We start from the raw sequence: 12,799 nt of genomic DNA on the forward strand, positions 1-12,799 counted from the left end.
CGGTTGCGCGAATGTGAGGAGCCGCGGCTACTGCCACATCCAGTTGTGGCCCCAATCGCCCTTCCAGCCGGCCAGCCGACCTTTACGGAATTGCAGAAAGAGCCGGTCCTTCTTGTAAAACAATCCGCTGCCGCCGATGTTGCGGAAGGTGAGGAAAATCTCCTCGCCCGGCCGGCCACGGACGTAATTAAGCGGGGTGCCGAGTGCGCGCGCGGCTTCCTCGGCGTTCATGCCGAACGCCAGCGGAATGTTGTTCGACAGCGTCTCGGTGAAAGGCGGCGGATAAGGGCCGCCGATCGGCGGCAGTTTTTGCGCGGCAGCGTTCGTGAAGCTGCCTGCGATCAAAGCGAGGGCCACAGCGGTTGTCTTCATGACGCGGCCTTCTGCGTTGTCTTGGCATCGAGGCCGTCGAGGAACGGCAGCACGGCGTCGATGAAGGCCTGCGGCTGGTCGATGTTGACGGCGTGGCCGGCGGCCGGGATCACCGCCTTCTGTGCGCCGGGAATCTTGGCGGCCATGTAGTCGGAGGCGGCGAGGAACGGCGTGTCGTCGGCGCCGACCACGATCAGCGACGGCACCTTGATATCGGGCAAGGACTCGATCACGCGGGCATCGCGCTGGGTCAGCATGCCGCGCGCGGCGCGCGCCAGCCCCGACGCGTCGCGATGGGTGACGCTGGAGCGCTCCCGGCTGGCCGATTTCAGAACCTCCAGTCCCTCGCGCTCGAAGCGGTCGCCGGTGTCATGCGCGCGCTTGTTCCAGGCCTCGCGGGCCTCGTCCTTCTTGAAGCCCGGGCCGGTGTCGATGATCAGTAGCGCGCGGACGCGGTTCGGATGGGCGCGGTAGAACGCCAGCGACATGTAGCCGCCCAGCGACAGCCCGCCGACGATCGCTTTCTCGGCGCCGACCGCGTCGAGCAGCGCGGTCATGTCCGCCACCGTCAGCGCTTCGCTATAGGCCGCGGTATCCTCGGGGTAACCGGACTCGCCATGGCCGCGCATGTCCCACAACACGAGCTTGTGATGTTTCGACAAGGCCGCGATCTGGCCCCGCCACATCCCACTCGTTGACGAGTAGCCGTGAGTCAGCAACAGCGGTGGGCCGGAGCCGTGAACCTCGTAATAGATCTTGACGCCGTCACGATCGATTGTCGGCATTGTCGCCTTCCCAAAGCAAGTCATGCGAAATTTCCGGCCCACGGCCGTCATCGCGTGCCGCATCCTAGCGCGATCCGTTCGTGAATAGGAAATGCGGAAACGGAAGATGCGCCCGCCACGGCGCGCGTGTTCGACAAGCCCGTGACAACGCCTTGCCGCAGCGCACAAGCGGAATGTCGGGAATTCTGTTCCCTTCGAACGATTCCAAATTGCATTGCCTCCGGGAAAGTTCGGTATCATTCTCGCGCCCGACTGGCATCGACCCGGTGGGTGCCGGCCAATACCCAAAAGTGAGAATGCCGCCGTAAGCGGCTTCCAACACCGGAAGGGGAGCGACAATGCCTAATCTCAACATCAACGGACGGAATATGTCCGTCGAGGCGTCCAACGATACGCCGCTGCTGTGGGTCATCCGCGAGCAATTGCAGATGACCGGGACGAAATTCGGTTGCGGCGCAGGTCTCTGCGGCGCCTGCACGGTTCACGTCAATGGCGAAGCCGTTCGCTCTTGCCAGACCATGGTCAGCGACGCCGTCGGCAAGAAGATCACCACCATCGAAGGTCTTTCCGCTAAGGGCGATCATCCGCTCCAGAAGGCCTGGATCCTCGAGCAGGTGCCGCAATGCGGCTACTGCCAGTCCGGCCAGATCATGCAGGCGGCATCGCTTCTCTCCAGGAACCCTAATCCGACCAAGGACGAAGTGGTCGCGCATATGGACGGCAATCTGTGCCGTTGCATGACCTATTCGCGCATTCAGAAGGCGATCATGCGCGCCGCATCCGAAATGCGTACCGCCTCCAGCGCCGGCACCGAGCGGAGGGCAACATGAATACGCATGTGAAAATCACCGACAGCGCGCCCACCGATCTCAGCCGCCGCTCGTTCCTGGTCGGCTCGGCCGCCACGGGCCTCGTGCTCGGCTATGCTGCCGTTCCAGGTATCGATCAGGCTTTGGCCGCGCCTTCCGCTTTCGAACCCAGCGTGTGGTACTCGATCGGTCCCGACGGTCTCGTCACGGTCACCTGCGGCAAGGCCGACATGGGCCAGCACATCGCCTCGACCATGGCGCAGATCGTTTCCGAGGAGCTCGGTTCGAGCTGGAAGGACATGCGGGTCCAGCTCGCCTCCAACGATCCCAAGTTCAACGATCCCGTGCTCGGCGCGCAGATTACCGGCGGCAGCTGGAGCACGATGATGAACTTCGACGCGATGAGCCGCGCGGGCGCCGCCGGACGTATCGCATTGACGGAAGCAGCTAGCGCCTCGATGGGCGTGCCGGCCGGCGAGCTGGTGGTGCGCGGCTCCGTCGTGTCGCATCCGAAGTCGAAGAAGTCGATGACGTTTGCGGAAATCGTCAAGAGCGGCAAGATCACCAAGACCTTCACGCCGGATGAACTCAAGGCGATCAAGCTGAAGACGCCCGATCAGTACACGATGGTCGGCGTCTCGGTTCCGCAGCTCGATATCCCCCCGAAGATCAACGGGTCAGCCAAATACGGCATCGACGTCATGCTGCCGGGCATGGTCTACGGCAAGGTCGTCACGCCGCCGGTGCGCTATGGCGCCACGGTAAAGGCGGTCGACGATGCTGCTGCCAAGAAAGTGCCGGGCTTCATCAAGGCCATCACGCTCGACGACAAGACGGGAAGCACGACCGGCTGGGTGGTGGCTGTCGCCAACACTTATGCCAACGCCCGCAAGGCGGCCGACGCGCTGAAGATCACCTATGACAACGGCCCGAACGCCAAGCTGTCGAGCCAGTCGTTGATTGACGAGGCGAAGCGGCTGCAGGCGCTCGACGATTCCGGGCAGTTCTTCGTCAAGGACGGCGACACGGCGGCGGCCTTCGGGACGGCGGCGAAGGTGATGGAGGCGGAATACACCACCAGCATCAACATCCATGCGCCGCTCGAGCCGATGAACGCCACGGCCGAGTTCAAGGGCGACATCCTGCACATCTATTCCGGCAACCAGTTCGCGACGCGCTCCGGCGCGATCGCGGCAGGCGCGGCCGGGATCGATCCCAAGTTCGTCGTCATGCACCAGATGTGGCTGGGCGGTGGCTTCGGCCGGCGTCTCGACGCCGACATGATGGTGCCTGCGGTGCAGGCGGCGAAGGCTGTCGGCAAGCCGGTCAAGGTCATCTACTCGCGCGAAAACGACATGACCATGGACTATTCGCGGCCGCTGACGTTCCAGAAGGTCAAGGCCGGTCTGGACGCCGACGGCAAGCTGATCGCGCTCAATCACGACGTGGTCAGCGCATGGCCGACCGCGCGTTGGGGTATCCCGGACATGCTGCCGCCCTCGGTCGACAAGAAAGGACCACTGGACTCGTTCACCGTGAACGGCGCGGACTTCTTCTATTCCGTGCCCAATCACAATGTCCGCGCGATCAAGAACGAGATGGCGCACAACGCCACCCCGTCCGGGCAGTTGCGCTCGGTGGCGCCGGGCTGGACCTTCTGGGCGGTCGAAAGCATGATCGACGAACTTGCGCATGCGGCCGGCCAGGATCCGGCGCAGTACCGCATCGCGTTGCTGGACGGCAAAGGCAAGAACGACGGCGGTGCGCAACGGCTGCGCAACACGCTGCTGGCGGCGATGGGCATGGCCGGCTACGGCACCACCAAGTTGCCGAAAGGCGAGGGCATGGGCGTCGCCTGCGTCTCATCGCAGGAACGGGCGACCGCAAGCTGGACCGCATGCGTGGCCCACGTCGCGGTGTCGGACTCCGGCGAGGTCAAGGTCAAGAAATTGACCGTGGCCACCGACGTCGGCATGCAGGTGCATCCCGACAACATCCGCGCCCAGGTCGAGGGCGCGGCATTGTGGGGTCTTTCGCTCGCCATGTATGAGAAGGCGACGCTAAAGGATGGCGGTATCGAACAGACCAACTTCGATACCTACACGCCGCTGCGGATGAGCCAGACGCCGGAAGTCGCCGTCAACGTCATCGCCAACGGCGACAAGCCGACCGGCGTCGGCGAGCCGGCGGTGACGGTGATCGCGCCTGCGCTCGGCAACGCCATCTTCAACGCCTGCGGTGCGCGCATCCGCTCGTTGCCGATCACGGCCGAAGCGGTGAAGGCGAATATGAAGACGTAAATCGCCGAAGCATCGATTAAGCATGACCCACCGGAGGCAATGCCTCCGGCGGATTTTTTAAGGCCAGATCTCGTCATGCCCCGCGAAGGCGGGGCATCCAGTACGCCGCGGCCTTCGAGGGTGATAATAACTGTCACGGCGTACTGGATCATCCGCTTTCGCGGACGGTACTCTCCCACTACCGGCCATCAAAGGAACGCATCAAGAACGATTCCGCTCTGGGCCACTTAGAGACTCCCGCCGACAAGCGACGGGTCCTTGATGACCGTCGGCTTCGTGGTAGTGGTCGCAGACGCGCTGGGCGGTCGAAAATTGGGGCTTACGGAAATGATACTGCTGATCGTCGTAGTAGGAGACGTGCGCATGGACCCGTAACGGCATCCATATCGTTACCCCGTGCGCCCCCGCCAAGTTCGGGGGCTTTTTTATTGGGCGACACGTCAATGACGGGCGAGGCGCTGCCTCGTTGAAAGGTTCTCATGTTCTCCGCCGCCTCCGCACCGCCAAAGTTGTTCACGCTCGTGCTGCTCAGCGGCCTGTCCGTCGTCTCGCTGAACATGTTCCTCCCGTCGTTGTCGAATATCGCCGCCGAGTTCCAAACCAGCTATCGGCTGCTCGCGAGCGTATCGATTGCCGGCTATGCCGCAATGACGACAGTGCTGCAACTGCTGATCGGGCCCTTGTCGGACAGGGTTGGCCGGCGGCCGGTCGTCCTGGTGAGTCTTGTGATCTTTGTGGTTGCGTCGCTCGGCTGCTTGCTAGCGTTGGATGTCTGGGCGTTTTTGCTCTTTCGCACGATGCAGGCCGCGATCGTCTCTGGGTTCGCGCTTTCGCGCGTGATCATTCGGGATACTGAGCCTGCGCAGAAAGCGGCAAGCCTCATGGGCTATCTGTCCATCGCGTGGGCAATCGCACCAATGCTGGGCCCGATGCTAGGCGGAGCATTCGATCAACTATTTGGCTGGCGCGCGAACTTCTGGGCTTTCCTCGGCTTTGGCGCGGCAGTGTTGGTCTTGTGCTGGCTCGATCTTGGCGAGACAAACAAGAATCCGTCCGAGACTTTCACGAAACAGTTTAAGGCTTTTCCCAGCTTGTTCCGATCCCGGCGATTCTGGGGCTACTCGCTTTGCATGGCGTTTTCAATGGGTGCTCTTTACGCCTTTCTCGCGGCCGCGCCTCTCGTGGCGACAACGGTGTTTCAGATGTCGCCAGCGACACTGGGATTCTATATGGGGAGCACAGCCGCGGGCTTCATTCTCGGCAGCTTTGTCTCGGGGCGCTTTGCTGCGCTCTATCCACTCACAACGATGATGGTTGCTGGTAGGGTTGTCGCTTGCGCCGGATTGGCGGCGGGCCTGAGTTTGCTTCTCGCCGGAGTCGTGCACGAAGTCTCTTTGTTTGGCTCGTGTGTGTTTCTCGGCTTCGGCAACGGGGTATCGATGCCAAGCAGTAATGCCGGCGCGATGTCAGTCCGGCCCGAACTGATCGGAAGCGCCGCAGGCCTATCAGGCGCACTCACTGGCGCAGGCGGGGCTCTGATGTCCGGGATTACGGGGACTATTCTGAACGAGGCAAACGCAGCATTCGTCTTGCTCGGGATGATGCTTCTCTCGTCGACGATGGCGTTGCTGGCCGCACTGTTCGTGCTTTGGCTCGACCGTCGTGAGGCCGCGGCGAACCCTGCCTAGTTTGAGGTCCGGGCTTCCGAAGAATGGCCCGTTGCCTCCCCGCGCCTCGACGGTCGTTCTCATCATAAGCGGAGCCACGTCAGAGGGAGATGCTCTGTCAGCACTTTATGGCGCTATGGGTCACGACCGACGAGTCAGACACCCCGTCGAGCCCGGTCGGTCCTCCCCACATAGCCGCCAGTCTCTTGACCGATGGCAGCTTACCCCTCAGCATCGAGCACGATCAAGCTGGGCGGTGTCGGAAGGGTCGGGCCAATAGCGCACAAGCCAACTCTGATGATCCGAGGTAGTGTGTTTTTCTGAGCACGGTACAGCCCAGGTGCTCGGCGTCATTGGTTCAATTTTCCGCAGAGCATCGCGTCGAACTTGACGAGCGACCGTCGAACTGCAAGTTTCTGAGCTTCCGGGGTGCCCGCTGTGCGGGCTGAGATCATACCCGCTGAACCTGTCTGGGTAATGCCAGCGAAGGGAGCAAGCCATGGCCGTTATCGGCGACGAGAAGTTGCAATCGTTTCTTGACGGCCTCCACGCCAAGAGCCGCGAGCAAACTGCGCTGATCCAGGCATTCGAAGCTCGACGCAACGATGCCGAACTTCCTCCGGGAGCGGACGAGATCAAAGCATTCCGGAGCGACAAGCTGGTGGCCCTCGATCGCAACAAGGCAGAATTTTGTTACCAGTTGTGCCGCGCCAAGAAGGCTTCCAAGGTTATCGAGGTCGGAACGTCTTACGGAGTGTCGACGATCTATATGGCTGCCGCAGTGCGCGAAAACGCGCGCTCGTACGGTGTTGACGGCATCGTTATCGGGACCGAGTACGAGCCGAAAAAGGCGGAAGCGGCGCGGGCGAATTTTGCAACGGCGGGCGTAAGCCAATTCATCGAGCTTCGTGAGGGCGATCTTCGTGAGACGCTGAAGCGGATTGATGGGCCAGTTGACTTCGTCCTTATGGACGTTTGGATCGCTATGGCGCGATCGGCGATTGAGTTGATTGCGCCGCATCTTTCCGGGGGCGCGATTGTGGTGTGCGATAACACCCTCGATCATCGAGCGTTCTATGCCGACTACTTTGCGTTTCTCAACGATCCGGCGAACCGCTTCACCACAATGACTTTGCCTTTCCAAGGGGGCTTGGAGCTATCGGTTCGGCGCTGAAAGCGACGCCCGAGAGGACCGTCAATCTTTACGGTGTGAGCGCGACCCGCAAATCAAAGTCACACAAGTGTTGCGCTCCCGCACGACGGCCGCTTGGGGTCAAAAGCGACGGCTCCAGACCATGACAATGCCTCGACGGGATGTGCATGGTTGCGGCCTTTCACCAATGAGATCGCTAAAATTTTAGCGTTCACGGTAGTCTACATTCACGATCCCTCTTAAGCCCCGGAGAACCCCTTCTCCGCTAGCTTCAGTTGCAAGTCGTCATTGCTAGGGGTCTGGGGTTTCATGACATCGGTAGCCAACAAGACTTCGACCAAGCGCCGGCTGTTGCTGGCTTCGGATCGGAGCGATCAAAGCAGCGAACTCGCCAGCATTCTGCGGTCCGTCGGTCAGGTCGACACCATCGCGACATCTGACATTCCCGACGCGCCGGAGCGCGACCTGGCGGGCATCGTGGTCGACATCAACCTGCGCTCCGCCGAGAGCGTGCAGCTGGTGCGCAACAAGCTGCGCGCCGAGGCCTATCGCGAAATGCCGCGGCTGTTCGTGCTGGCGGATGCGCTGCATCACGGATCGATGCAGGCCTGGGCGCTCGGCGCCACCGACACCATCGCGCGGCCGTTCGACGCGCAAGGCATCCTGCAGCGGATTCGCGCCGCGTTTCCGGACAGCGACGGATATGACGAGACCGATCGCGGCAAGGTCCTGAACAGGGGCGTCGAGGCGGCGCATGCCGTGATGGTCAAGATCTTCGAAAAGCTTCCGGCCGGCGTTCCCCTGAAATTCAGCGACATCGTCGAGGCCGAGAACAAGATTCTCAAGGCGATCAAGCATTCGTCCCTGCGCGAATGGCTGACGACAGTCGGCTGCCATCACGCCGGCAGCTACCGCCATTGCCTTTTTGTCACCGGCTTTGCGGTCGCCTACGCGCAGCATCTCGGCATGCGCGACGACGACCAGCGCCGTCTCGCCCGTGCAGCCCTGCTGCACGACGTCGGCAAGGCGTTCATTCCGGTGGCGATCCTGGACAAGCCGGGCCCGCTGACGCTGGACGAGATGGAAGAGATGCGCCAGCATCCGCGCCGCGGTTATGACGCGCTGGCTGCCCAAGGCGGTTTCCCGCCCGAAATGCTCGACGTGGTGCTGCACCACCACGAATTCCTCGACGGCACCGGCTACCCGAACGGCCTGAACGGCAAGCAGATCAGCGACATCGTGCGGCTGACCACGATCGTGGATATCTATGCGGCCCTGGTCGAGAAGCGCGCCTACCGGCTGCAGTTCACCCACGCCAAGGCGTTCGGCATGATGGAAGAAATGGGCGACAAGATCGACCAGCATCTGCTGCACGCCTTCCGCCCGGTGGCGTTCGGATACTATTGAGTCTCGGCGAAGCGAAGATGACGCAGGCTTATCTTGTCAATGGCCCGAAGAAGCTGCCGATCCCATTCGAGGTGAACTGAACAAGATTGCGTAGGGTAGGCAAAGGAGCGTTAGCGACGTGCCCACCCTCTCTTGCGCTGCCGTTGATAAAGGGTGAGCACGCTTTCGCTTTGCCCACCCTATGTATTGCCAATCCAGTCCGCGGTGAATTAGCGCGCCTCGGCAAACGGCGGCGCCGCATACACCACCTTGCCGCCGACCATCGTCAGCACCGATTTGATCTTGCCGATCTCCTTCACGGGCGCGGTCATGTAGTCTGACGAGAGCACCGCGAGGTCGGCGAACTTGCCGGCTTCCAGCGTGCCGCGCTTGTCGTCGTCATTTGCCATGAAGGCGGTGTTGCGGGTGTACATCTCCAGCGCCTGGCGGCGGCTGGGCGCTTCCTCGTCGCCGCGGGTCCTGGTGCCGCCGATGGTGGTGCCGTCGAGATACCATTGCAGCGACACGAAGGGATTGTACGACGACACGCGATGGGCGTCGGTGCCGCCGCCGACCACGAGCCCGAGCTTCATCGCGGTGGCGATCCGCGGCACCGCCTTGGCCTGTTCGACGCCGACCTCCTTCTGCAGCCGCTCGCCGCCGAAATAGAGCCCATCCTGCACGCCCCAGACCAGGCCGAGCGCCTTCATCCGCTTCAAGCTGGCCTCGGAGGCCGTGTAGAGATGCAGCACAGTCCAGCGCAGGTCGCGCACCGGAAAATCCTTGTTGATGTCCTCGACCACGTCGAGCAGGTCGTGGACGGTGCGGTCCGGGTTCCAGTGCAGCTGGATGGTGTAGCGCTTTGACGCCGCCCAGCGCAGCAGTTCGGCAAGCTTCGCCTTGCCGTCGGGCGTGATGTCGCCGTCGGTCCAGTCGGCCCAGATCAGGATTTCGCCGGGGCCGTTGAAGTGCAGCATCGCGTCGCCAAATCCGGGCGGCGAGAGTTGCGTCAGGTTTTGCAGGTCGGCGAGCTCGCTGCCGGGCTTTGGCGCGCAGAGATGATAGGCGACGCGGACGGTCAGCTGCTTGTCCTGCCACAGCCGGAACACCGCCTGGTAGTTCGCCGGATACATGCTGACGCCGCCGCCGTCGACGATGCCGGTGATGCCGAGGCTGTTCATCTCGCGGAAGAATCTTTTGGATCCGTCGATCTGCTGCTCCATGGTCGGCTTGGGCAGCTTGTCAAAAATCTTGCCGAGCGCAGCGCCGCCGGCTTCGATGACGCCGGTCGGCTTGTTGTCGCTATCGCGCGCGAGCTTGCCGCCGGGCGTCACATCGTTGTCGTCGCGGATGTTCAGCGCTTCCATCGCCTTCGGCGACAGCAGCAGCCAGTCATAGAGATGCTGGATGTAGACGGGATTGTCGGGCGCCGCTGCGGCGACCTCCGCCGGTGTCGGCCGGCGCTTCTCGGCGAACTGCTCCTCGGTCCAGCCGCCGGCGACGACGATCCAGGATCCGGGCTTCTGCGCCTTTGCTGCCTGGCCGATCTTCTCCAGCGCGTCTTTCAGCGTGGGCACGCCGATCCAGTTCACCTCGGTGCCGAAGGTCAGCGCGGCGCGGATGCCGTGGATGTGTCCGTCGGTGAGCCCGGGAATCACGGTGCGGCCGCCGAGATCGATCAGTTTCGCGGTCTTGCCGGCGAGCTTCCTCATCGCTGTGGAGGTGCCGGTGGCGAGGATCTTGCCGTCGGTAATCGCCACCGCCTGCTGCGTGGAGAAATCCTTGTCGACGGTGAGGATCTTGCCGTTGAACAGGATCATGTCGGCGCTTTGGGCCGACGCGATGCCGACCGGTGACGTCACGATGAAAGCCGCCGCAAGATAGCAAGAAAGCCTCGCAGAATTCGACCTCAGCTCCGGCATGACGCGCTCCCCCTGTGGTTCTCTATGTTGTTCTTCTACTCTTCCGTCGTTGCGCTCCCTTGCGCAAACGCTTCGCGTTTGTCGCAGGCAATGACGAAGCCGAAATCGTAGGGTGGGCAAAGGCGCTCTTGCGCCGTGCCCACCATGTTCTTGCTGTGGTCGTGAATGGTGGGCACGCTTCGCTTTGCCCACCCTACATTCGCCGCTTCACCCCAGCATCTTCCGCAATTCCGCCTTCGCCACCTTCTCCAGCGTCGAGCGTGGCATGTCGTCGACGAAGTGAATTTCGCGCGGTACCTTGAAATCGGCGAGCCCGTTGCGGCAGGCGGCCATCACGGTGTCATGCAGATCGGCCGGTGCGCCCTTGACGCCGGCCTGCGGAATGATGAACACGACCGGCACTTCATCCAGCATCGCATGCTTCTTCGCCACCACGGCAGCCTCGCGCACCCCAGGCACTACCGCAATCACCTGCTCGATCTCGGACGCCGCGACATTCTCGCCGCCGACCTTGAGCATGTCCTTGGTGCGGTCGCCGAATTTTATGAAGCCGTTCTCCAGCAGCGTGACGCGGTCGCCGGTGATGAAATAGCCGTGCTCGTCAAAGCTTTCGCGCGTGGCTTTTTCGTTGTGCAGATATTCTGCAAACAACGACAGGCCGGGGATGCCCTTGATCAGGAGATTGCCGGTGCCGCCGACATCAGTCGGCGTGCCGTCGTCTTCGACGATGCGGATCTGATATTCCGGCGCAGCGCGGCCGATCGACATCGGCGTGTTGGGCTGGTCGACCTCGCCGACGATGCCGTGGGTGATGGTTTCGGTCATGCCCCACCAGCCGATCGTCTTGACGCCGAAGGCGGCAAACGGCGGCGGCTCGGAAACCGCAGTACCCCAGAGCCGGAACCTGTGGGTTTTGGGAATCTCGTGTTCCAGCAATGCCTTCATGCAGAACGGGATCGTCGAGGTCCAGGTGCAGTTGTGCTCCAGCGCCACGCGCCAGAAGCGGCTCGCCGAAAACCGCGGCTGGATCACGCAAGAAGCACCCACCCACAGCGTCGCCAGCATCGAGTAGGCCAGCGCGTTGGTGTGAAACAGCGGCAGATAGGTCTGGTGCACGTCACCGGCGTGCAGGTCCTCATGCGCAGCGTTGATCTTGGCGCCCCACAGTGCATTGGCATGCGTCCACAGCACCGCCTTCGGCCGCGACGTGGTGCCGGAGGTGTATTGAACGCTGCACGGCGCGAACGGGTCGGCGGCGCGGCGCGGTCGGTCGGCGCTGTCGGCGAACAGCTGCTCGAAACTGTCGCCGCGCGGTGCGCCTCGCACAGGCTTAGCTCCGGCATCATGCGAGATGACGGCGATCCAGCGCAGGCCGCGGCAATTGGCCGAGATCAGCTCGGCATATGCCGGCTGGGTGATGGCGGCGACCGCGCCGCAATGGCCGGCGAAATATTCCATCTCGGCTGCCGCCGAGCGGGTATTGGTGGTGACGGCAATCGCGCCGAGTTCGACGCAGGCAAACCAGGCCAGCATGGCCTCGATGCAATTGTCGAGATGGATCAGCACATATTCGCCCGGCTTGATGCCGCGTTTCGCAAGGCCCGCGGAAAGCGCACCGACGCGGTCGTGGAATTCGCTGTAGGACCAGCTCCGCGCCGCTGCCTCGAACGGCGCCCAGATCAGGAACGGATGGTTGCGGCGGCTCTCGGCGCGCATCCGCAGCAGCCACGGCACGTCGAGACCTGCGAATGGCCCGACAATGCCCGGTGCGGCCTGTGAAAGTGGCATAGAATTCCTCCCGTGCCGCCGTGCGGCGGCTTTTGATCTTGCTTGGGAGTAGTTCTGCCATCGGACGGCGCGATGGGCAAATCGGTCATTCTCTGCGTCATGCCCGGGCTTGTCCCGGGCATCCACGTCTTTTCGGTATTGCAGCAAGAAAGGCGTGGATGGCCGGGACAAGCCCGGCCATGACGAGCGCGGGAGTATTACTTCGTCCCGTCCTCATACGACGAAATCTCGATCAGGCTGCCATCCGGATCCCGGCAATAGACCGATCGCAGCGTGCCGCGCGCGCCCTGCTTTGCCACCGGGCCTTCCTCGATTCTGACCCCGTTGGCCTTCAGATGCGCGACGACTTCGTCCGGCGTGCTTGACGTCAGGAAGCACAGGTCGTCGCTGCCGGCGGTCTCGTGGTCGGCCGTGAACCACTCCACCTTGTCGGCATCGCGCGGCCGCACGTTGATCTTCTGGTTACCAAACACCAGCGAGGTCCGCGGCGTTTTGCCCGCACCCGGATCGAACACCTTGACCTCCATGCCGAGAATCTTCCGGTACCACTCGGTGGAACGCGCCACGTCCGACACATTGATGACGAGATGGTCGAGCGCGTTAACCCTGACGGACAT

10 protein-coding genes and 1 riboswitch are annotated in these 12,799 nt (G+C 62.6%); of the genes, 5 read left to right on the forward strand and 5 right to left on the reverse strand.

Annotated features, from left to right (window positions below; genetic code table 11):
* Positions 1-27: 27 nt before the first annotated feature.
* Both V1293_RS24590 and V1293_RS24595 read right to left on the reverse strand, forming a co-directional pair.
* Positions 28-372 carry a hypothetical protein gene (locus tag V1293_RS24590; RefSeq protein ID WP_334512945.1) on the reverse strand — a complete coding sequence of 115 codons (345 nt, stop codon included), beginning with the start codon at positions 370-372 and terminating at the stop codon, positions 28-30.
* Entirely contained in the window at positions 369-1,157 is a 789-nt protein-coding gene (locus tag V1293_RS24595; protein ID WP_334512947.1) for an alpha/beta fold hydrolase, read from the reverse strand. Before V1293_RS24595 ends, V1293_RS24590 begins: the two co-directional genes overlap by 4 nt.
* Before the next feature lie 338 nt (positions 1,158-1,495).
* Between V1293_RS24595 and V1293_RS24600 the strand changes: the two genes are divergently transcribed.
* From V1293_RS24600 to V1293_RS24620, 5 genes are all read left to right on the forward strand, one after another.
* The gene (locus V1293_RS24600; protein WP_334512949.1) at positions 1,496-1,987 is read left to right on the forward strand and encodes a (2Fe-2S)-binding protein; all 492 of its coding nucleotides are present in this window, start codon (positions 1,496-1,498) and stop codon (positions 1,985-1,987) included.
* Positions 1,984-4,266: a xanthine dehydrogenase family protein molybdopterin-binding subunit gene (locus tag V1293_RS24605; RefSeq protein ID WP_334512950.1), complete on the forward strand. Its 2,283-nt coding sequence runs from the start codon at positions 1,984-1,986 to the stop codon at positions 4,264-4,266. The genes V1293_RS24600 and V1293_RS24605 overlap by 4 nt, the downstream gene beginning before the upstream one ends.
* A 479-nt stretch (positions 4,267-4,745) precedes the next feature.
* The gene (locus V1293_RS24610; RefSeq protein WP_334512951.1) at positions 4,746-5,954 is read left to right on the forward strand and encodes a Bcr/CflA family efflux MFS transporter; all 1,209 of its coding nucleotides are present in this window, start codon (positions 4,746-4,748) and stop codon (positions 5,952-5,954) included.
* A gap of 394 nt (positions 5,955-6,348) precedes the next feature.
* Positions 6,349-6,443: riboswitch (TPP riboswitch) on the forward strand.
* On the forward strand, positions 6,433-7,107 hold the full coding sequence (locus V1293_RS24615) for an O-methyltransferase (protein ID WP_334512953.1): 675 nt from the start codon (positions 6,433-6,435) through the stop codon (positions 7,105-7,107). (Overlaps the previous riboswitch by 11 nt.)
* A gap of 288 nt (positions 7,108-7,395) precedes the next feature.
* Positions 7,396-8,493 (forward strand): HD-GYP domain-containing protein, encoded by a 1,098-nt coding sequence (locus V1293_RS24620; RefSeq protein ID WP_334512955.1) that lies wholly within the window; start codon positions 7,396-7,398, stop codon positions 8,491-8,493.
* Positions 8,494-8,702: 209 nt separating this feature from the next.
* Here the strand turns inward: V1293_RS24620 and V1293_RS24625 are convergent, their stop codons facing one another.
* From V1293_RS24625 to V1293_RS24635, 3 genes are all read right to left on the reverse strand, one after another.
* Positions 8,703-10,394, reverse strand: coding sequence for an amidohydrolase (locus V1293_RS24625; protein ID WP_334512958.1), 1,692 nt, complete (start codon positions 10,392-10,394; stop codon positions 8,703-8,705).
* Positions 10,395-10,601: 207 nt separating this feature from the next.
* Complete coding sequence (locus V1293_RS24630; protein ID WP_334512959.1) at positions 10,602-12,182, reverse strand: AMP-binding protein; 1,581 nt, start codon at positions 12,180-12,182, stop codon at positions 10,602-10,604.
* 197 nt (positions 12,183-12,379) lie between these two features.
* Positions 12,380-12,799 carry a VOC family protein gene (locus V1293_RS24635; protein ID WP_334512961.1) on the reverse strand — a complete coding sequence of 140 codons (420 nt, stop codon included), beginning with the start codon at positions 12,797-12,799 and terminating at the stop codon, positions 12,380-12,382.

This window comes from Bradyrhizobium sp. AZCC 1693, from assembly GCF_036924745.1.
Classification (GTDB): domain Bacteria; phylum Pseudomonadota; class Alphaproteobacteria; order Rhizobiales; family Xanthobacteraceae; genus Bradyrhizobium.

Coding starts and splice junctions, on each gene's coding strand:
- V1293_RS24590 (WP_334512945.1), bottom strand. CDS start 372: ATGAAGACAACCGCTGTGGCCCTCGCTTTGATCGCAGGCAGCTTCACG.
- V1293_RS24595 (WP_334512947.1), bottom strand. CDS start 1,157: ATGCCGACAATCGATCGTGACGGCGTCAAGATCTATTACGAGGTTCAC.
- V1293_RS24600 (WP_334512949.1), top strand. CDS start 1,496: ATGCCTAATCTCAACATCAACGGACGGAATATGTCCGTCGAGGCGTCC.
- V1293_RS24605 (WP_334512950.1), top strand. CDS start 1,984: ATGAATACGCATGTGAAAATCACCGACAGCGCGCCCACCGATCTCAGC.
- V1293_RS24610 (WP_334512951.1), top strand. CDS start 4,746: ATGTTCTCCGCCGCCTCCGCACCGCCAAAGTTGTTCACGCTCGTGCTG.
- V1293_RS24615 (WP_334512953.1), top strand. CDS start 6,433: ATGGCCGTTATCGGCGACGAGAAGTTGCAATCGTTTCTTGACGGCCTC.
- V1293_RS24620 (WP_334512955.1), top strand. CDS start 7,396: ATGACATCGGTAGCCAACAAGACTTCGACCAAGCGCCGGCTGTTGCTG.
- V1293_RS24625 (WP_334512958.1), bottom strand. CDS start 10,394: ATGCCGGAGCTGAGGTCGAATTCTGCGAGGCTTTCTTGCTATCTTGCG.
- V1293_RS24630 (WP_334512959.1), bottom strand. CDS start 12,182: ATGCCACTTTCACAGGCCGCACCGGGCATTGTCGGGCCATTCGCAGGT.
- V1293_RS24635 (WP_334512961.1), bottom strand. CDS start 12,799: ATGTCCGTCAGGGTTAACGCGCTCGACCATCTCGTCATCAATGTGTCG.